The sequence below is a fragment of the Cytobacillus sp. GQ23 genome, assembly GCF_059758675.1.
The window spans coordinates 61,132-80,759 of sequence record NZ_JCAXER010000013.1 but is presented as its reverse complement, the minus strand read 5'-3'; the positions used below and the strand labels follow the sequence as shown (position 1 = coordinate 80,759).

At 43.4% G+C, this 19,628-nt stretch carries 15 protein-coding genes; 7 read left to right on the top strand and 8 right to left on the bottom strand.

The window, feature by feature from the left end:
• Positions 1-19: 19 nt before the first annotated feature.
• The 5 genes from AC6CHU_RS12555 to AC6CHU_RS12535 all read right to left on the bottom strand — a co-directional run bounded on the left by AC6CHU_RS12555 (position 20) and on the right by AC6CHU_RS12535 (position 9,361).
• Complete coding sequence (locus tag AC6CHU_RS12555) at positions 20-874, bottom strand: CheR family methyltransferase (protein ID WP_251284318.1); 855 nt, start codon at positions 872-874, stop codon at positions 20-22.
• Between the two features lie 52 nt (positions 875-926).
• Positions 927-3,722 carry an ATP-binding protein gene (locus AC6CHU_RS12550; protein WP_159869061.1) on the bottom strand — a complete coding sequence of 932 codons (2,796 nt, stop codon included), beginning with the start codon at positions 3,720-3,722 and terminating at the stop codon, positions 927-929.
• 170 nt (positions 3,723-3,892) lie between these two features.
• Positions 3,893-6,640, bottom strand: a complete 2,748-nt coding sequence (locus AC6CHU_RS12545) for a dynamin family protein (protein WP_498121926.1) — start codon at positions 6,638-6,640, stop codon at positions 3,893-3,895.
• Positions 6,641-7,131: 491 nt separating this feature from the next.
• Positions 7,132-8,337, bottom strand: a complete 1,206-nt coding sequence (locus tag AC6CHU_RS12540; RefSeq protein ID WP_159869067.1) for an MFS transporter — start codon at positions 8,335-8,337, stop codon at positions 7,132-7,134.
• 259 nt (positions 8,338-8,596) lie between these two features.
• Positions 8,597-9,361, bottom strand: coding sequence for an alpha/beta hydrolase (locus tag AC6CHU_RS12535; protein ID WP_159869070.1), 765 nt, complete (start codon positions 9,359-9,361; stop codon positions 8,597-8,599).
• A gap of 283 nt (positions 9,362-9,644) precedes the next feature.
• Here AC6CHU_RS12535 and AC6CHU_RS12530 point away from each other — a divergent pair, with 283 nt between their 5' ends.
• From AC6CHU_RS12530 to AC6CHU_RS12520, 3 genes are all read left to right on the top strand, one after another.
• Positions 9,645-11,336 (top strand): glutamine--tRNA ligase/YqeY domain fusion protein, encoded by a 1,692-nt coding sequence (locus AC6CHU_RS12530; protein WP_159869073.1) that lies wholly within the window; start codon positions 9,645-9,647, stop codon positions 11,334-11,336.
• A gap of 113 nt (positions 11,337-11,449) precedes the next feature.
• Complete coding sequence (locus tag AC6CHU_RS12525) at positions 11,450-11,800, top strand: ASCH domain-containing protein (RefSeq protein WP_159869075.1); 351 nt, start codon at positions 11,450-11,452, stop codon at positions 11,798-11,800.
• A gap of 9 nt (positions 11,801-11,809) precedes the next feature.
• Entirely contained in the window at positions 11,810-12,250 is a 441-nt protein-coding gene (locus AC6CHU_RS12520) for a hypothetical protein (RefSeq protein ID WP_159869078.1), read from the top strand.
• A gap of 221 nt (positions 12,251-12,471) precedes the next feature.
• Here AC6CHU_RS12520 and AC6CHU_RS12515 read toward each other — a convergent pair whose 3' ends face one another.
• Positions 12,472-13,197 carry a glycerophosphodiester phosphodiesterase gene (locus tag AC6CHU_RS12515; protein WP_159870563.1) on the bottom strand — a complete coding sequence of 242 codons (726 nt, stop codon included), beginning with the start codon at positions 13,195-13,197 and terminating at the stop codon, positions 12,472-12,474.
• Positions 13,198-13,444: 247 nt separating this feature from the next.
• Here AC6CHU_RS12515 and AC6CHU_RS12510 point away from each other — a divergent pair, with 247 nt between their 5' ends.
• The 4 genes from AC6CHU_RS12510 to AC6CHU_RS12495 all read left to right on the top strand — a co-directional run bounded on the left by AC6CHU_RS12510 (position 13,445) and on the right by AC6CHU_RS12495 (position 17,765).
• The gene (locus AC6CHU_RS12510; RefSeq protein ID WP_159870566.1) at positions 13,445-14,899 is read left to right on the top strand and encodes a TerD family protein; all 1,455 of its coding nucleotides are present in this window, start codon (positions 13,445-13,447) and stop codon (positions 14,897-14,899) included.
• A gap of 174 nt (positions 14,900-15,073) precedes the next feature.
• Positions 15,074-15,892, top strand: a complete 819-nt coding sequence (locus AC6CHU_RS12505) for an MBL fold metallo-hydrolase (protein WP_251284345.1) — start codon at positions 15,074-15,076, stop codon at positions 15,890-15,892.
• 398 nt (positions 15,893-16,290) lie between these two features.
• Positions 16,291-16,638, top strand: a complete 348-nt coding sequence (locus AC6CHU_RS12500; protein WP_159870572.1) for a hypothetical protein — start codon at positions 16,291-16,293, stop codon at positions 16,636-16,638.
• 164 nt (positions 16,639-16,802) lie between these two features.
• On the top strand, positions 16,803-17,765 hold the full coding sequence (locus AC6CHU_RS12495) for a D-2-hydroxyacid dehydrogenase (protein WP_251284325.1): 963 nt from the start codon (positions 16,803-16,805) through the stop codon (positions 17,763-17,765).
• A 26-nt stretch (positions 17,766-17,791) separates the two neighbouring features.
• On the opposite strand, the gene AC6CHU_RS12490 is transcribed toward AC6CHU_RS12495, so the two are convergent.
• Together AC6CHU_RS12490 and AC6CHU_RS12485 are read right to left on the bottom strand one after the other, a co-directional pair.
• Positions 17,792-18,469 (bottom strand): DUF421 domain-containing protein, encoded by a 678-nt coding sequence (locus AC6CHU_RS12490; protein ID WP_159870578.1) that lies wholly within the window; start codon positions 18,467-18,469, stop codon positions 17,792-17,794.
• A 114-nt stretch (positions 18,470-18,583) separates the two neighbouring features.
• Positions 18,584-19,552, bottom strand: a complete 969-nt coding sequence (locus AC6CHU_RS12485) for a DMT family transporter (RefSeq protein ID WP_498121922.1) — start codon at positions 19,550-19,552, stop codon at positions 18,584-18,586.
• Positions 19,553-19,628: the final 76 nt, after the last annotated feature.

Below are 19,628 nucleotides of genomic sequence, written 5' to 3'. Positions count from 1 at the left end.
AAAAACAGAGTGCAGTCCTTTAAGATAGGATCTGCACTCTGTTTTTATTTTTTACATCAGAAATTTTTCTAAATATCTTTTCCTGCAGGTTGATTTCTTCAAATACAGGGTCATCCATCCGCAGCGCTTCCTTGCTTCCAAGCCCCAGAACTCCCCCCATACTAAGGCTTTCATTAAATAGATTAATAACGTGACGCTGCAGGTCAGTATTAAAATAGATCATCACATTGCGGCAAATAATCACATGAAATTCATTAAAGGAGCCATCCGTCACCAGATTATGCTGGGCAAAAACCATTCGATCAAGCAGAGATGCATTCAGATAAGCTGCTTCACAATCGGTTGTGTAGTATTCAGAAAAGGATTTTTTCCCGCCTGCCATAATGTAATTCTTTGTATAGAGCTGCATTTTTTGCAGAGGGATTACTCCGCTCTCTGCCTTCTTAAGCACCTTCTCATTGATGTCTGTAGCGTAAATTTTAGTTCGTTCACCCAGCCCCTCTTCTTCCATCAAAATAGACATGGAGTAGGCTTCTTCTCCAGTTGAACACCCTGCATGCCAAATTCTGATCTCCGGCAATTCGCTGAGCATCGGGACAACCTCCCCTCGAAAAGCTTTAAAAAAAGAAGGGTCCCGGAACATTTCTGTCACATTGATTGAAAAATCGCTCAGTACCTTTTGCAGATACCCTTCTTCATGTATAACCTTTTCTGTAAGGCTTGTTATACTGGGCAGCCGATCCCTGCTAAGCCGGGTTTGGATTCTCCTGGCAATTGATGATCGCATATATTGCCGGAAATCATATCCGGATAAACTATAAATGGCTTTTAAAAGCAATTCTATTTCTAATTCTTCCTTATTCAAGTCCTTCATTCCTCTACTTTCAAGAACAGATGATGTATTGACAGTGTCTGCAGGCTGCCTGCTATGAAAGCCATACTCTCATCACAGACAGGAGCTGGTCCAGTTTTAACGGCTTGCTGATATAATCTGTTGCTCCTGCTTCCATACACTTTTCCCTATCGCCCTTCATTGCTTTGGCAGTAAGGGCAATGATTGGAACATCCTGGTGCCTGTCCAGCCCGCGTAGCCTCTTCATGGTTTCATATCCATCCATAACCGGCATCATAATATCCATCAGGACTATATCAATCTGTTCTGTACCCATGATTAAATCGAGACACTGCATTCCGTTTTCAGCTGTAAGGACATTCATGCCCTCTTTTTTCAATGCGTTTTTCAGTGCATAAATATTTCGGTGGTCATCATCAACTACGATGACGGTTTTGTCTTTAAGCTCCGCACCTGTATGCTGATGCTCTGCTTCAGCATCCCCTTCGACATCTTGTGTTTCAGCTGTTTCAGACACTGCCGGGACGGGTTCAGCGGTTACAGCTGCTTCTTCAAAAGCAAGTGACCCCGCCTCTATTTCAGGCATTCCGTTTGGCAGATTCGGAATCACCAGTGTAAACCGGCTTCCCTTTCCTTCTTCGCTCTCAACTTTGCAAATACCGCCGAGCAGCTGGGCAAACTCTTTTGATATGGACAATCCAAGGCCTGTTCCGCCATATTTTCTCATTGTTGCGCCGTCGGCCTGCTGGAAGGCTTCAAAAATAAGCTGCTGCTTCTCGGATGGAATGCCAATCCCTGTATCAGTCACTGTTATTTTCAGCCAGTCATTTGTATAGCTGGATAACGGCAAGCCCAAGACATCGCTTGGTGAAGCCTTTTCAAACGTCACTGCTACCGAACCTTCTTCCGTAAACTTAAAGGCATTTGAAAGGAGGTTTTTCACAATCTGCTGCAGCCGCTGCTCATCGGTATTGAATACAGGAGGAACGTCCTCAGCAGAACTTACAGTAAATTCAATTTTTTTATGCTTGGCCACCTGTGTAAAATGCTGCTTCATCCTCTGCGACATTTCACTCATATTGACTTCCTCAAAGCTGATCTCCAGCTTCCCTACTTCTACTTTCGAAAGATCAAGGATATCATTAATCAGAGTAAGCAAGTCCTGTCCTGATGTATGAATAACCTTGGAAAATTCCTTCTGCTCCTCAGTCAGGATTTGATCCGGATCTTCTGCCAGCATTTCCGATAAAAGCAGGATACTGTTAAGCGGGGTACGAAGCTCATGCGACATATTTGCCAAAAACTCTGATTTGTATTTTGAACTGAGGCCCAGCTGTTTTGCTTTTTCCTCCAGCTCTTCCTTTGCAGCCTGAAGTTCTTCGGATTTCATTTCAGCATCTCTGGAGCGCTCTTCAAGCTGCTCATTAATCATACGCAGCTCTTCGGATTGACTCTGCATTTCTTCAGATTGCGCCTGCAGCTCCTCCGACTGGGACTGCAGCTCTTCAGCCTGTGCCTGCAGTTCCTCTGTCTGTGCCTGGGATTCAGCCAGTAAACGTTCAATCTCCATTCTTCCTGAAATATTCGTAATGGCTATTCCTAATGTTTCAATTACCTTTTCCAATAATTTAACCTGTGCATCAGTGAATGGCATCAAACTTGCCAGTTCCACAACTGCTACTGCCTCATCCTTCAGAATGACAGGTGCCATCATAATGCTTTTCGGCCGGACATCCCCCAGGCCAGTTGATAGGAGCTTGTAATCCTCGGGAACATCGTGCAGGAATATCGTTTTCTTATCTCTTACCGCTTGGCCTGCTATTCCTTCTCCCTCATAGAAAAAGTCACGTCCTGCATCCCCGGCTCCACCTGCATAGGCAGCCTGTTTCCTAAATACAGGTTTGCTTCCGCTATCATCTTTCACATAAATGATTCCAAGATTGGCTCCCACAGCAGGTGTCAGCCGCGAAATAAGGTCATCCGCCAAATTGGCTATCGTTACATGCTGACTATAGATACTAACCAATGAAGCAGATTGGCTTTGAATCCAGTTCTGTTCACTAATTTCAGCAGAATAGCGCTGTTCTTTCTCGTAATAGTTCTCAAGGGAATCAGCCATCGAGTTAAAGGCTTTCGCAATTTCCCCAATTTCATCTTTTGTTTCGATATTCAGCCTTGAAATGGATGAAAGGTCCTGATAATCAATATCCTTAATGCCTTTTGTAATCAAGCTGATGCTTCGGCCTGTGCTTCTGATTACCCAAACCGTTACTCCGATGATTAAAACAATGGCTATTGCTACCGCAGCAACCAAAGTTGAGACTAACTGGCTATACGTGTCATTTGCACTTTCCAGTGAATCAGCCATTAGGGATTCCTGATACTCTTTAAAATCAGCCAGCTTGATCAGCAGTGCGCTTCGGTTTTCTCTCTCACTTCTATATAGTGCTTCCAGAGAATCCATTTCACCGCTTCCCATTAATTCAGTGAAGCTGGTTTGCATTTGAGCATATGATTGGTATGCCCGCTCTACTTCTTTTAAGAGCAATCTCGAGTTCTGTCTATTTAATTCCTGCTCTAAATTAACTATTCGGGTTTGTATCCCCTCATGGTTGGCTTTCACCAATTCAGCCGTCTTGACTGTATCTGCGGATTCTTTGTCTGTGAGCACACTCAGCAGCTCTTGGTCAGTCTGGTAAAATAGCTGTCTGATTTCTGTAGCCTGACTTACCTTATAATATCGATCCTCCACTATTTCCAGCATGTTTGCCTTTATTCCGTTCACCATTGACAGAATGACAAACATTAGAATAAATAAAAAAAATACGGTTAAGCCCAACCCCAACATTTGCTTTCTTTTAAAGCTCACCTGTTCTCTCCTTCTTTCCCCCGATTTTATTCATCATTTTCCTGTTCATATACTTGCTTATGAGATTAAGGTTTTAATAGACTAACTTCTATACCCTTATATAAGATAAATCAAACCCTATTTTTCTATTTTTCCATAAAAAAAAAGGAAGGATATCTCCTTCCTAATGCTTACCTATATTCTTTAACCTTTTCCCCTGCTGAAGTCATCCATTCAAACTGTCGAAGCTTCAGATCAAATAGTGTCAGAGGATCCTGATAAATCTCTGGATTTTTGCGCATCTCGTTTAATGCTTCTTTATTTTCTGCAATGTTGGTATATGACTCTTCGACTGTATGATTCAACACGTCAAACGGATTTCGGAAGAACATTTTAATATCCCGCTCTAGCGATTTCTCAAAGAGTTCGAATTGCTGCATGAATTTATCGGTGATGAATTCTGCGATTTCACTATAGTCTTCATGCTCAATAAACTGTTTATATTTATTATGGAGCATGGTTTTGTTCTGCTGAATCGCTCCAAGAAGCTTTCCTGCACTCTTAAGCAGGAACTGAGAAGGCGAAAAGCGGTTTAGAATGTTGGCCTTTTCCAGCTGAACACTTCCACGCGTCATCCGGTCCGCGTCACGGCGCCAGTCATCCAGCACCCTGAAATCACAGCCCAATGCGATTTTCTCCTCGCCGTATAGCTCATTGAAGCCTTCGCTCATCTCATCTAAATATGCCTGGCTGCTTCTGAACTCTCCTTCACTTTCCATAATCCACTCCTGAATGGAAACATGAAACTCAGGCAAAACCGTACCTTCAATATATTGATGTATCCGATTATTCATTTCATCATTTAGCTCAGAATGGATTTTTCCGAAATCACTGTCTTCTGTCACCATTTCTGAACAGTTCCGAAGCAGTTCCGGAATCTGTTTCTTAAGATCCGCTCTCATTTCATCTTTAATCTTACTGTAAGATCTTTTAATTGTCCGGACCTTCTCTTCTTCTATATCCATCAGCTGATTATTGGCACCCTTTAGCTTAGTCACCATCTCTTCGTTCCATTTAATCGTATCAATCAAGCTGTTTTCCATCTCAACGCGTTTTTCAAGAAGGAATTTGATGGATTTTTTTATATAGTAAAGAACCTTTGCTGTACGCTCTTCTTTCCGGTCCCGTTCATCCATCATCGACTTGATAAAGACGGCTAAATCGTTAAGCTGGCTTTCACTTTCATAATAGGCGGAGAAAGCAAACACCTTTGCTTTTGGAAAATAGGTATGAACGCGTGACTGAGTTTCATCAAGAAGCTCAATAGCATCCTGACTGTCAGGAATCCGGTCCATTTTACTGAGAAGAAAATGAATAGGCAGTTTCGGTGCCTGTTCTTTCATTCTAACAGCAAGATCCAGCTCTTTATCAGTCAGTGGCGAATCCGCATTCAGGACAAATAGCATACTGTCAGCGAAATGAAGATATTGGAACACACCATTTCTGAACTTGCTCTGCCCCGCAAGACCTGGTGTGTCTATGACAGCAAGTCCATTATTCTGTAAAAAGTTGAAGGGCATTCTGCAGCGGATGAGCGTCTGCTGGCTTTTCTCGGCGCTTTGCCTAAAATCGTCAAGATCAGAAATGCTTCGTACTTCCTCATCCGTAATAGCATAGATTTCTGCCTCGTTACTATCCTTAAACAGCACTGAAGCAGAGGTAGAATCTCCCATCAGCTCCTCCCCGAGAAGAGTGTTCACAAACGAGGATTTACCATTTGAAGCTGCACCGGCAATCAGCAAATGCCCGGAATCCAAATCGAGCAGCTCGCGGACCATCCATTCAAATCGCTCACCCATCAGTACGCCTTTTTCCTTTGCCCATTTCATGATCGTTTCGAAAAGCTTGAAGCTTTCCTCCAGACCTTCCTGATAACGGACAGAACTGTTCACAAGGCTTTCTGCTTCACTGACAGCTGATGCATCAATATTGGAAGGGAATATTTCGCTCCACGCCAGCACCGCTGATGCCGAAATAAGATAATGAGAAGGGGCAGCTATTTTCACCCAATTCGTCAGGTGGTTTGGGATCAGATGAGATAAATCCCGGATTAAATGCTTGCCGCTGATCAGTTCGAGATACGTATCTTTGTATAGCTCCGAAAGCACGCTCCATGTATGTGATCGTCCGGGCTCCATATTCAGGAGAATGTGATTATATTCTTTCAGCCATGAGAAATATAGATCTGATTTCTTGTAGCTATCCCACATCGCCGCTGATAAACCTTCAAAGTGAGCCAGATCCGCACGGTGCAGCACCGAAAGTGCCTCACTGAAATAATTCGGTTCTACTTTAGCTGTACGCCCCTGCTCTACATATGAATGAAGAACTTCAAACCACGATATGGATTCCGTCCTGATTGCTTCATTGACAGCCAGCTCTACCGCATTTCCCCAATCACTATGTTCTTCAAAGAATCCGCGTGCCAGATCGGTCACATCCGGATAATCCGGATTTAGCCGAACCGCATTTTTAATGGATTCAACAGCCAATTCAAGCTTTCCGCGCTGTATGTAAAGTGAAAACAGCTGGAGGAGCACTTCTGTCTTTAACACCTCTGAATCTGTTTCAATCGATTTATATAAGTCCTCTGCATTTGAAAGCAAATCTAATTCAAAATAGGCATCTGCCATATTTTTTTGTGCCCATGGCCCCAATTCATTCGGAATGCTCTCCCATTTAAAAATGGCCGCTTCATAATCCTTGTTAAGGAAATAGACTTCCCCCTGGGCGAAGCGTATATTAGCTAAATCAGGCACCTCGTTCTGCTGCTCAGCCACATACAATTCACCCAAAACCCTGATCGGATGCACATTTTCATTTGATTCCATGAAGGTCTTATAGAAGGTTTTGCTGATTAGCTGCTTTTCTAAAGTCATCTTGATCCCCCGCAGTACTATTTTTAAAAGTGCGCCTAAAGGCGGCTTTTAAAAAAATTTTATTGATTCAGGATGCTGATTCCCTAATTTCATAGAGCTTTATCAGCATGATTTATAAAAGAAGCGGAAGGCGCCCGCCTATCGGCTCAAATCATAAGACTAGCGGCTGAAAGTCTGTTCTTTACCTTTTGGCCTGATTAGCTTAGGAACCTCGAGCCGATGGCGCCTGGAGCTAGACAGTTATCTAACTTCAGAATTTACCTTCTTATCTTAAAAAACGCATAATACGCCAATTTTCATCCTTTATCCCTATATTGTAGCAAAAATTTTTCTGCAAAAAATTTCATTTCTCTATCATTTTTGAAACATTGCTGTATTGCTGTGTAATAATTTTAATAGTTAGAACCAGCGTTACTCTATTAATACCACCTCAAATCAAAATAAAAACTGGCAGACAGAAATATATATTCCTGTCTGCCAGTTTTCATTCTTCAAGATGATGCCTGCTGCGGCCGAGCAGCCCGGCTCCGCCTGCCATATAGGACAGTTACAGCCATGCCCAGAAGCAGGAATACACTTGAAATTTGAAATAATGCCGCCGTTTCTACAAACTGTGCTAGCACCCCAAACACAAGCCCGCTTAGCCCAATGCCAAGATCGATGGAGGAGAAGAACATTCCGTTTGCCACACCGCGCCTGTTGGATGGTGTCATTGATAACGTCCAGGACTGCAGAGTAGGAATCAATGAACCAAATCCAATTCCAAACAAAATTCCGCTAATGATAATAAACATATTCGAATGTGCGAAGGAAAGTACCCACATTCCAATAAAGGTCAGGAACGTACAAAGCAGTACAAGTCCCTTCGGACCGCGCTGGTCAAACCATTTTCCGGCAACCGGCCTCGAGAGCGATGCCATAATCGCATTGAACAGATAGAAAAGGAATATTTGATCAATGCCGCGCTCTTCCCCAAAAATAACGATGAACGTTACGATGGACCCGTATCCAAATGTAACAATGATCGTAATGAAGGCAGGAAACCAGCTGGATTTTTCAATTAAAGAGCCAAGGTAAGAGAATTTCAGATCTTCTTTCCTTGTGGTCAGAACAGCTTCAGGCGTCTCATAGCGGACAATGGCCAGGAGCACAATGGCAATCACCCCGAGTACGCTTGATATATAAATAAGATTGGTAAAAGAGGTAATCTGATATAGGTAGATTCCGAGACTTGGAGCAATGATCATCCCAATCGTAACACTCAGGCCATAGTAGCCCATACCCTCTCCAAGCCTGGAATTAGGCACTACATCTACAGCTGCTGTCCCATTTACAGTAGTCGACCATCCCCAGGCAAGCCCATGAATGAATCGGAACAACAGAAAAATCATGACCACACTTGATAGCGGATAAATAATGGTTATTGCCAATAGCGCTGCTGCCCCGATCAGAACCAGCCGCTTTCTAGCTTTATATTCCAGCATAAACCCGATAAAAGGCCTGCTCAAAACGGCTCCAATTGAAAACAGTGCTGTCACCATGCCAATTTCAAGACCAGTTGCCCCAATGGACTTAATATAAGGAGGCAATGTTGGAATCAGCATTTGGAACGACATAAAAACAAATAAATTCCCGATCATCAGCATAATAAAAGACTTCGTCCATAAAGTCTCTTTTGCTGCCTTTTCCACGCGCATCCCCCGCTTTCCATTTATCTTTTTTAAAGCTGTTTTCGTATAATTTTTATAGCTTAGACAAATTTGCTGAGTTGATTGGAGCGGAAATCAACTGATAGGTAAAACACAATTTATACGAAAAGAGCCTTTTTAAAAACCAGCTAACTATTTCGAATTACTAAATACTAACACAGCTGATTGGAAAAAGGAACGGAATTTTGCATCATATCAAGGCATGCAATTAAACTCAAAAAAAGAGAGCCTGATTAAGCTCCCCGCGTCACCCTTGAAGACTGCTTGTTTCCAGTACTCGCTTCAGAAATTGCAGTGTTCTTTCTATTATGATGTCCTGATCATTATCAAGCGTTGCCACATGATAGCTGTTTTCCATGGTGACTATTTCCTTAGCAGCAGATTTAATGCCTGTGTATATTTCCTGTGAATTGTAAGGAGGAACCACATGATCTTCTTTTGAGACAAAAATCAGCGCAGGACAAGTCACTTTATCTAAATCAGCTTTCACCTTTTTCATCAGTTCGGATATTTCACCAAGTGATTTAACCGGTGTCTTTTCATAGGCGAGTTCTTTTATTTCAGGATTTTTTATGTCTGAACCAATTGCATCCAAGAAACGGACATCCTCGAGGCTTGCTGCTGCCTCCATATCAGGAATCTCCACAGCTGCATTAATTGGGATGATCCCCTTAATCTCCGAATGGTTTTCGGCCATATACAATGTCAGGGTGCCGCCCATTGAGAGACCCGTAACGAATATCGTACTGCAGCGCTCTTTCAGCCACTGATAGCCTTCTTCAACCGAATGAATCCAGTCCTGATAGGTCGTTGTTTCCATTTCTTCATAATGAGTGCCGTGCCCCTTCAGCCGCGGACCGCAGACTGTAAACCCTGCATTGGCATAAGCTTCCCCAAGCGGGCGCATGCTTTGAGTTGAACCGGTAAAGCCATGAGAAACCAGAATTCCAATCTCATTTCCTTCAAAATAAAAAGGTTCTGCTCCTTCTAAAACCGGATATTTTACAGACATGTCCCTTCCTCCATTCAATAGAATACTTCCTGTTAAGAGACATTCTTTTCACATCCCTCTATCCCTCCTTGTTTGAAATTATTTAACATTTTTGTAAAACTTCGCATCCGGCCTTCAGAAAAACTTTTTTTCCAGACTGGTCTTGTTTATAATAGAAAGAATGAATAAAGAGTAATGCCCTATAGATGATAGCAAGCACTGCTAAGGGAAGTTTCGCTTTATTTTCCTTCCCGATATTATTAAAATAAGTACTAACTACATAAACAGAAAGGCTGATACCGGTTTGGAAAACAATTCAAATTTTATACGAACCATTATTAAAGAGGATCTGGAGTCGGGCAAGCGCAAAGAGGTCATTACCCGTTTCCCGCCTGAGCCGAACGGTTATCTTCATATCGGACATGCCAAATCGATTGTCATCAATTTCGGCCTGGCAGACGACTTTAACGGCAAGACGAATCTTCGTTTTGACGACACGAACCCGCTTAAGGAAGATCAGGAATTTGTGGATGCCATTAAAGAAGATGTTAAATGGCTTGGCTACGAGTGGGAAGAGCTTCACTTTGCTTCGAATTACTTCGAGGAAATGTATAAACGTGCCGTTCTTTTAATCAAGAAAGGAAAGGCTTATGTGGATGACTTAAGCCAGGAGGAAATCCGCCAATACCGCGGAACACTGACAGAGCCTGGAAAAGAAAGTCCATTCCGCAGCCGTTCAGTTGAAGAGAATCTTGATTTGTTTGAACGTATGCGGAAGGGTGAATTCGAAAACGGAGCAAAAGTTCTTAGAGCGAAGATTGACATGTCTTCACCGAATGTAAACTTGCGCGATCCGGTTATCTACCGTGTTTCACATGCAACTCACCATAATACAGGTGATACATGGTGCATCTACCCGATGTATGCTTTTGCCCACCCCCTTGAGGATGCAATCGAAGGAGTTACCCATTCCTTGTGCACCACTGAATTTGCTGACCAGCGCCCGCTTTATAACTGGGTTGTCTCAGAGTGTGAAATGGAAAGCACACCACAGCAAATCGAGTTTGGCCGCCTGAATATTACTAATACAGTAATGAGCAAAAGAAAATTGAAGCAGCTTGTAGAAGAAAATTATGTTGATGGCTGGGATGACCCGCGCATGCCGACGATTTCCGGTTTGAGACGCAAGGGTTATACTCCGGAAGCAATCCGTGAGTTTGTAAAAGAAACGGGTGTTTCAAAGGGCTCAGGTGCAGTGGATGAAGCGATGCTTGAGCATTTTGTACGCGAGGACCTGAAAATGAAGGCTCCGCGCACAATGGGTGTACTTCGCCCGTTAAAGGTTGTCATTACGAACTACCCGGAAGATCAGACTGAAATGCTTGATGCTGAAATCAATCCGGAGAATCCGGAAATGGGCATGCGCCAAATTCCATTCTCAAGAGAGATTTATGTAGAACAGGACGACTTCATGGAAGATCCGCCGAAAAAATATTTCCGCCTCTTCCCTGGCAATGAAGTCCGTTTAAAGCATGCTTACTTCATCAAGTGCAACGATGTCATCAAGGATGAGAATGGCAATGTTGTGGAGCTTCATTGCACATATGACCCTGAAACAAAGAGTGGAACAGGTTTTACAGGCCGTAAAGTGAAGGGAACACTTCACTGGGTGGATGCCAAGAGTGCCATTCCCGCTGAATTCCGTTTATACGAGCCTTTGATTCTTGACGAAGATGCCGATCGTAACGCTGAGGCAGACACAAATGATGCTCTTGAAAATGATCCCGAAGGAAAAACGTTCCTAGACTATGTGAACCCGAACTCACTTGAAATTGTTCATGGTTACATCGAGCCAAATATGAAGGATGTAAAAGCCCATGATAAGTTCCAATTCTTCCGCCATGGCTATTTCAATGCAGATCCTAAATATACAACAGCAGAAAAGCCTGTCTTTAACCGGATTGTTTCACTAAAGAGCTCATTTAAATTAAAATAGGCAATACGCCTGAGGGCTTTGTTTCCTCAGGCTTTTTTAACCGTTAACTGCCTTTCCGCTGAAAAGTATGGTAAGGTTCTAAAGTAAGCATTTACATAAGGAGGAATAGCATAATGTCAAATCAGCACGACCCCAATACATTACCGCCGAAAACATGTTCAGTAGACCGCATGGTTACAGTTAAAGAGGACGTTGAAAAGGTTCTTGCAGGAAAGAAAACAGCTACACGCCGCAACGGCCGCTATGCTGATGTTGGTGAAATCATGACACTTGAGGGACAGGATTTTGTTGTTGAAAAAGTGTATTCACAGTCTCTAGGAGAATTAACTGACGCAGACGCCCGCCAGGAAGGCTTCGAAAATTTAGAAGACTATAAGCATTCTATCCTTTCCATGCATCCGGGAATGCCTTGGCTTCCGCAAATGCGTGTATGGGTTCATGAATTCAGCGCAGTGAAGAAGTAATCTGCTGTAATGGACATATTGTACCGAATACTGCTGTATATCCATGTCAGCAGTGCCATTCTTTCTGTTGGCCCATTTTTTGTTCTGATCCCAATCGTCAATAAATTGGAAACAGCTCATCCCGGGGTCCAGCAGGCATATATCGGCATCTTCAGGACATCCGTCCGCCTTGTCAAGCATGCAGGACATGTACTGGTAGGCTCGGGTATCCTTCTAATCGTGAACAGCCACTGGGCTTGGACGACATCTTGGATCGTCGCTACCCTGGCAGTCATGGGAGGCTCAGTCTTTTTTCTCGCCCGGGCCTTCACTCCCGTCCTGAGGAAATTTGATGAGCCGGGAGCGGATCAGCTTTTCCTAATCAGAAAGCTAACCCGCTCCGTCTGGATCTATCTTTTTCTGTTAATGCTCATGCTTTGGTTCATGGTAGCCAAGCCTGTGCTTTGGTAGGAATAAAAAAACAAGCGCATATGATATGCGCTTGTTTTTTTTGCATGGATAAATCTATATTTCTGCTGTTTGATGCATTTGATTTTACTTTTGCTGGAGATGTGGTGTCTACCAGGGACTTTGATGCAGCATCTTTTCTCTTTTGATGAAGACGTGGCGTCTTTAATGGTGTTAAATGACCTCAGTTTGGATAATAAGAATCATCATTTCCAACAAACTCATCATTCCAAAAACCTCCCCGGAAAATCGGTCATTATCACTTCGACTCCAGCCTTATATAAAATTCCGCTGCGTGTTTCATCATTTACAGTATATACCCGCAGTGGATATCCTGCATCTATTGCTTTCCTTCCAATTTCGGATAGAGCAAACCTCTCTTCACAATGAATACTGTCTGCACCAATTTCTTTGGCGATTTCGAGTGTATTTTCAGGAATGCCTTCTATCAGATACCCAGTCTGGATTGTTGCATGAAGTTCCCGGACTCTCCTCAGGCTCTCCGCATTGAAGGATGAGATAATAACACGCTGTTCCAATCCATATTTAAGAATAAGGTCAATTACCATTTTTTCCATCCCGGGATAGTCAATCAAATCATTTTTCAATTCAATATTAATCAGCAGTTCGTTGCCCTTCATTACTGCCCATTGCAAAAGCTTCTCCAGATCAGGGATTATTTCTCCGGCGTTCACATCCGCAAACCAGCTTCCTGCATCAAGCTTCAGGATTTCTTCAAAGGTCATATCCTTAATATATCCGGTTCCGCACGTCGTTCTGTCCACCTTTTCGTCATGAATAATCACGAGCGTACCGTCTTTCGCCATCTGCACATCCAATTCAATGCCATCTGCTCCAGCATCCAATGCTGCCTGAAAAGCAGCCATCGTGTTTTCCGGAAAATGCCCGCTGACACCTCGATGGGCAAATATTTTTGCTCTATAACTCAACTCATCTCCTCCAATGCCAATACATACTCATTAATATTCTATTCTACGGCCGGCATCAAAATCATTTTTCCAACCTCAAATAGACGCTCAAGTTTCACTTCGCTTTCAATTGCCTTATAATGAAAACTATGAAACTTCTTTCTTCTTAGAACGTATAAAAAGAAAAGTGGAAGCGCTTGAGCTGGACAGTTCTCAAAGTACAAAGGTATAAATTCTAATTATTAAAAAGGTAATAGGAGTGAAATCTGTGGGAGTTCGATTGAGCAAGGGACAAAAAGTAGACTTGACCAAAACCAATCCTGGATTGCAGGTTGTAATGGCAGGATTGGGCTGGGATGTCAGCCATAATCAATCTCAATATGACCTGGATGCTTCAGCATTCTTAACAGGCGCATCCGGCAAAGTACAAAGTGACAGTGACTTTGTGTTTTATAATAACCCTTCCGGCGGAAACGGATCAATTCTATACAGCAGTGATAACAGAACGGGAGCTGGTGCCGGGGATGATGAGCAAATCCGCATCGAGTTGAATAAGGTGCCGCAGCATATCCATCGAATTGCGTTTACCATTACCATTCATGATGCCCAGATGAAAGGACAGAATTTCGGGCAAGTTTCAAATGCCTATGTAAGAATTTTTAATGCCTTGACAAACGAGGAACTGCTGCGCTTCGATCTTGGCCGTGATTTTACTGTTGAAACAGCCATCGTTGCTGCAGAGCTTTATCGGCACAATGGCGAGTGGAAATTCAATGCCATTGCAAGCGGGTTTCAGGGAGGATTAGCTGCCCTATGCCGCAATTTCGGTGTTTCTGTAGATGATGAGCCCGCTCCAAGTCAGCAGCCGTCAGTCGGTCAAAGTCAATTTCAGCAGCAGGCAACTTACGGACAGCCGTCTAATGGATTCAGCCCACAGCATAGCCAGCAGACTTACTCAGGCTACAGCAGCAGTCAGTCGTCTTTTGGGCAGCCTGTTAGTCAGACTACATATAGCCCTCCTCCATCCCAGCCACCTGCTATGGGAGGCCAAACTGATTTTGGACAGCCAGTACAGGCTCAATCCTATACTGATGGTAATATGGCTTGTACCCGCTGCGGATCCACTAACATCCGTACCGGCCAAAAGGGATTTGGACTTGGAAAAGCAGCGATCGGAGGACTCATCCTTGGCCCTGTAGGACTTCTTGGCGGATTTATTGGTAAAAATCAACTGAAGCTTACCTGTAATTCCTGCGGCAACTCATGGTCACCTAATCAGACGGATTATGCACAGTGGGCCAATGATCAAAAGCGCCGTGCACAGGAGCTGTTTACTCGATTCAAGAGCCAGGATGTCCTCGACGCCGTTGTTTCCTCATGCGCTCTTGTCGGCATGGCAGATGGAAGGCTTGATCCGTCTGAACGCCAAAAGATGATTGAGTTTGTGAACAGCAGCCAGGAATTAAAAGTATTTGATACCCAAAAAGTGATACAGCAATTCAATATGTTTGTCCAGCGGATTGAGATGGATCCAATCATCGGCCGGGCCGAAGCCTTCAAAGCAGTTGGACGGGTAAGAAATAAGCCAGAGATCGCCCGCCTCGTCGCCCGTTATTGTATCGCGATCGGTTATGCCGATGGGAACTTTGATCAAAATGAAAAACAGGCTGTAACTGAAATCTGCATGGAACTTGGGTTAAACCCGCATGAATTCCTATCATAATTTTCAAAGCTCTGCCATAATGCGGCAGAGCTTTTTTCATTTATTCCCTCCACCTCCTGAATATGCCGCATACAAAGTTCACATGCGGGTATACTCAAAAAGATAAGGGGTCTGTTATTTATAACTCAACAAGGAGGTAATATTTTGAAGGAAAGTTCATCAACTGAACGCTATATGCCCATGACATCCTCCACGAGCGGAATGATTGTAAACGAAGCAGATGGAGTTTTCTGCCTGACAGTTCAGATTGTTAATGTTTGTTTTGTACGAATATCAGAAAAGCCCGGCGACTGGGTTCTGGTTGACGCAGGCATGCCAAAATCTGCAGAGAAAATCATAGATGCAGCAGAAGAACTTTTTGGAGAGAACGCCAGACCGAAAGCCATTATTCTTACACATGGCCACTTTGACCATGTTGGCGCAATTATTGATTTGGTAGAGCGCTGGCAGGTTCCTGTCTATGCTCATACACTGGAAATGCCATTTTTGACAGGTCAGCAGGACTATCCCAAACCTGACGCGAGTGTTGAAGGAGGACTTGTCGCAAAGATGTCCCCCACTTTCCCGCATGAAGGCATCGATCTCGGAACTCATGTTCAGGCCTACCCTGAGGATGGAAGTGTTCCCCAAATGGAAGGCTGGAAATGGATCCACACACCAGGTCATACTCCAGGCCACGTTTCCTTGTTCAGGGAATCGGATCGTGTGCTGATTGCAGGTGATGCTTTCGTAACAGTAAAGCAGGAATCCTTATACAGTGTCCTAACCCAGGAACAGGAAATCAGCGGCCCGCCCCGCTATCTGACGACAGATTGGGATGCGGCCAGGGCATCCGTACAGAAACTTGAAGCCCTTCAGCCGTCTGTCGCCATAACAGGTCACGGTATTCCCATGGCTGCCGCCGTATTAAGGGAGAGCCTCACCAGACTTGTAAATGAGTTTGATGAAATTGCCGTTCCAGACCACGGGAAATATGTGGACGGGGAACGCTAAATGTCTTTTGACAGCAGGTCCACTCTCTTGAAAATAAAAGGAATTGCCGTTTGAACGGCAATTCCTTTTCTATTTTTCATTTTCATAGGGGCCACTGGATTAATATTTAATGTCGAATGCCTAACTATGCCATTCGCTGCGACTGCATAGTGCCTTCTATCGGTGGTCCTATTTTTGCTGATTAGTTCCGTTTACAGCGACTTTTCCTCTCTTGAGTGGCTCTATTCCTACCCATTAGTTCCATCCCCGACAGCTCTCCCTCTCCAAGTGGCTCTAAACCCTGCTATTAGCAAGCAAGGTTCGCGCAAACCTCGTGGATCTTCCTTTTTTATGTTTAAAACAATCAAAAAAAGGAAGAGTATAAAAAAACGAATTTATATAGTTCAGGAGGTTCATATATGCATCTTGAAAATTTCGCAGGAAAAAAGATTCAAATAAAATTCAAGAACTTTCCAAATGATCTCGTCGGTTCCATTACAGGCATTTTTCAGCCCGATGAGTGGTACCTTGTTAAACTGATCAAAACAGAAAGCATGGGAATCTGGGTCGAGAACCCTTGCTTCAAACGGACAATGGTGCAAGATGAAGACGGCACCAACATTCCGGAAGAACAGCAAAAGGAAGAAGATTGCGTCACCCATTTTCTGATCCGCTGGGATTACATCAGCTCTGTCATTACTTTCCCGGACAGGGCCACGCTGGGTGTTGATAAAAAAGCCAAATTAATAGGTTTTCAGCCCACTTAATAGATAGAATTCCCCGGTGTCATTACACCCGGGGTTTTTTGTCTGCTTTACATTTGCCTTCTTCTATATGATTGTCCATGTCTTTACATTTTAATAGAAAAGTTAATCTTTATAGACTATGATATATTTACCGACTTTTCAAAAAATAAAACGGAGGCACACAAATGACAAAAAGAACCTGTATCATTACACGAGACTTGGAACCCGCTCAGCTTGAAAAAATAAAAGAAACCATTCCCGATTGGGAGTTCATTTCCGGCAAGGATTCCGCAAACTGGCAAAAGGAAATAAAAAAGGCCGAAGTTATCGCCGGATGGAAAAAGGAACTTAAAGAGATGGTCCTCGAGGGAAACAGCAAGCTCCGCTGGTTCCAGTCCTGGAGTGCTGGTGTCGACTCCCTCCCTCTTGCAGATATGGAATCACAGGGAATCCAGATTACCAGTGCAAATGGCGTGCATGCCAATCCTATTTCAGAAACGATTTTTGCTTTGATGCTGGGGCTTACCCGCAAAATCCATACATATGTAAAAAATCAGCAAGCTAAAATATGGCACCATTCCGGATTAAAGCTTGAAATACATAATAAAACCCTCGGCCTGATAGGCACAGGAGCCATCGGAAAAGAAACAGCCAAAATTGCCAAAGCATTCGGCATGAAGGTGATTGGAGTCCGCCATTCCGGAAAACCTGAAGAGTATATTGATGAAATGTATACATCCGGACAGCTCAACGATGTGCTTCCGCAATGTGATTATGTTGTCATTTCCCTTCCGCTTACACAGGAAACACGGCAGCTATTTGGAGCGGATCAGTTTGCCCTCATGAAGGATTCTGCCTTCTTAATCAATATTGGCCGGGGGGAAATTGTGAATGAAAGAGATTTGATCGGCGCACTGCAGAACGGCGAGATTGCCGGCGCAGGCCTTGATGTGTTTGAAAAAGAACCGCTTTCTGAAGACAACCCTTTATGGGAGCTTGATAATGTTATCGTTACTCCCCATACAGCCGGATCAACGGAACATTATAACAAGCGTGTGATTGAAGATATATTTATTCCCAATTTAAAAGAGTATATAGCCAGCGGGATACCAGACATTAATCGTGTTGATTATAAAAAGGGATATTAATAGAGAGAGCCTTGCGGATGCAAGGCTCATTTTTTATAAGCTACAATATAGAACCCTTCTTCTTTCGACCATTCCGCACAGAATATTTCTTTGATATTTTGGTAGCCTTCAGTTTTAATGGACTCTCTCAGCCACTCCCCATCTTTGCCCAGTAATGTCAAGCCGTCCTCCACTACCTCTCCTTCATCGATCAGCAAGGTTGAGGGATTCTTTTCATTCACATCAAGTTTCATCATTTCAGGAGTGACTGGCCCTTCTGTTTGGTATTTCATTACGCTTAAGCCTCCATTGGTTTCAAGATAAGCATATTTGACATCCTTCATGCTGAAAATTCCTTTCTGGCGCAGCATCGTCCTCAGCTGCTCCATTTCAAGGTGGTTTTTCTCCATCTCTCTTAAATCCAGATTGCCATCCTTGACCAGGATCGACTCCCTGCCCTTTAAAATCCTTCTGAATATATTCTTCTTTTTTGCCATAATTTCAATGATATAAATAAATCCTCCCCATAAAAGTGCCGAATAGATAACTTGAAGTGCAGTTACTTTTTCATCATAAATCGCTTCCTCAATAATCCCTCCAAGAACAACTGCATAAATAAAATCGAACGGGGTTACCTGTGAAAGCTCCTTCTTTCCAAGAATCCGGGTTACCGCTAACAACGTAACCAGCCCCACAGCCATTTTTATTGTTATTGATAAATACATCCATTCTCCTCCTCTCTCTATAGCCTCTCTATTCCCTTTAACGGTCTTTGAATACACCTTTTCCCCTATTCCACTTTTTGCAAAAAAAAGAGATCTCTATTTCAAGAGATCTCTTTACATATACTGGCTATTCTCTTTTCTCCGCTTCCTGAAAATTAAATCCTCCAATGCTCCTGAGCCTGAAAGGACACCTCCCACAATAAGAACCAGTCCAAGCAAGTGGTTCATGGTGATAATCTCACCAAGGATCAGCGCTGAGCCTGCCAGTGAGAAAAAAGTATTCAGATTCAAAAAAATACTGGCTTCTGCCGGCCCGATATTACGGATGGCTGTGTTATAAACCATATGGCCGACAGCTGTTGCCAATACGGCAGATGCGGCAAATGCAGCCCAAACATAGGCTGGGGCTTCTAATAAACCCTGAAGGCCGCCAGGTTCCATAATATTTGCCATGACAAACAGGATCACTCCTCCAAAAACCAGCATATAGCCTGTCAGCAATCGCGGATCAAGCGTTTTCGAAGCTTTGCTGATTACAATGAAGCTAAGAGCCTGTGAAAGAATGGACAGGAACACAAAGAAATCACCCGGAGTTAAGCTCGATATCCCTTTATTTCCGGAAAGAACAATAAAAGTCACGCCCGTACCGCCCAGCAGAAAACCAAGCACCTGAATGCCTGTAGGCTTATGGCGCAGCAGAATGGAAGACAGTATAGCTGTTAAAAGAGGACCCGCACCTAATATAAGCCCTCCGTTTACCGCACTTGTCCCCGTCAGGCCTATAGCCAATAAAAGATGGTGGCTGACCACACTCAGGAGGCCGCCAAAAATAATGTACGAGATTTCCCTTAAGCTCGGCTTCCTCACTTTTCCCATTATGCCTAATATTAAAAACACAGTTATGCCTGCAGTTAATATCCGTAGAGACGTAATCGAAACGGGAGGAAAATAGCTGACAAGAATCTTTATTATGCTGACATTTAATCCCCACAAAGCCATGATGGAGGTGAGGAGAATGTATGTTTTTATGTTCTTCACACCGATCCTTCTTTCCAAAAAATCCAAATTCATAATTTGTATCATTTTATCATATTTCAAATGGTAATATGTCTATTTAAAGCTTTAAAAAGTAAAAGTATACGGGAATGAAAAACGCACT

What these genes read in the sequence shown, in the direction of transcription:
- AC6CHU_RS12505 (WP_251284345.1), top strand. Translation starts at nt 15,074, where the DNA reads ATGCCCATGACATCCTCCACGAGCGGAATGATTGTAAACGAAGCAGAT.
- AC6CHU_RS12545 (WP_498121926.1), bottom strand. Translation starts at nt 6,640, where the DNA reads ATGACTTTAGAAAAGCAGCTAATCAGCAAAACCTTCTATAAGACCTTC.
- AC6CHU_RS12495 (WP_251284325.1), top strand. Translation starts at nt 16,803, where the DNA reads ATGACAAAAAGAACCTGTATCATTACACGAGACTTGGAACCCGCTCAG.
- AC6CHU_RS12490 (WP_159870578.1), bottom strand. Translation starts at nt 18,469, where the DNA reads ATGTATTTATCAATAACAATAAAAATGGCTGTGGGGCTGGTTACGTTG.
- AC6CHU_RS12535 (WP_159869070.1), bottom strand. Translation starts at nt 9,361, where the DNA reads ATGTCTGTAAAATATCCGGTTTTAGAAGGAGCAGAACCTTTTTATTTT.
- AC6CHU_RS12555 (WP_251284318.1), bottom strand. Translation starts at nt 874, where the DNA reads ATGAAGGACTTGAATAAGGAAGAATTAGAAATAGAATTGCTTTTAAAA.
- AC6CHU_RS12540 (WP_159869067.1), bottom strand. Translation starts at nt 8,337, where the DNA reads ATGCGCGTGGAAAAGGCAGCAAAAGAGACTTTATGGACGAAGTCTTTT.
- AC6CHU_RS12525 (WP_159869075.1), top strand. Translation starts at nt 11,450, where the DNA reads ATGTCAAATCAGCACGACCCCAATACATTACCGCCGAAAACATGTTCA.
- AC6CHU_RS12485 (WP_498121922.1), bottom strand. Translation starts at nt 19,552, where the DNA reads ATGATACAAATTATGAATTTGGATTTTTTGGAAAGAAGGATCGGTGTG.
- AC6CHU_RS12520 (WP_159869078.1), top strand. Translation starts at nt 11,810, where the DNA reads ATGGACATATTGTACCGAATACTGCTGTATATCCATGTCAGCAGTGCC.
- AC6CHU_RS12500 (WP_159870572.1), top strand. Translation starts at nt 16,291, where the DNA reads ATGCATCTTGAAAATTTCGCAGGAAAAAAGATTCAAATAAAATTCAAG.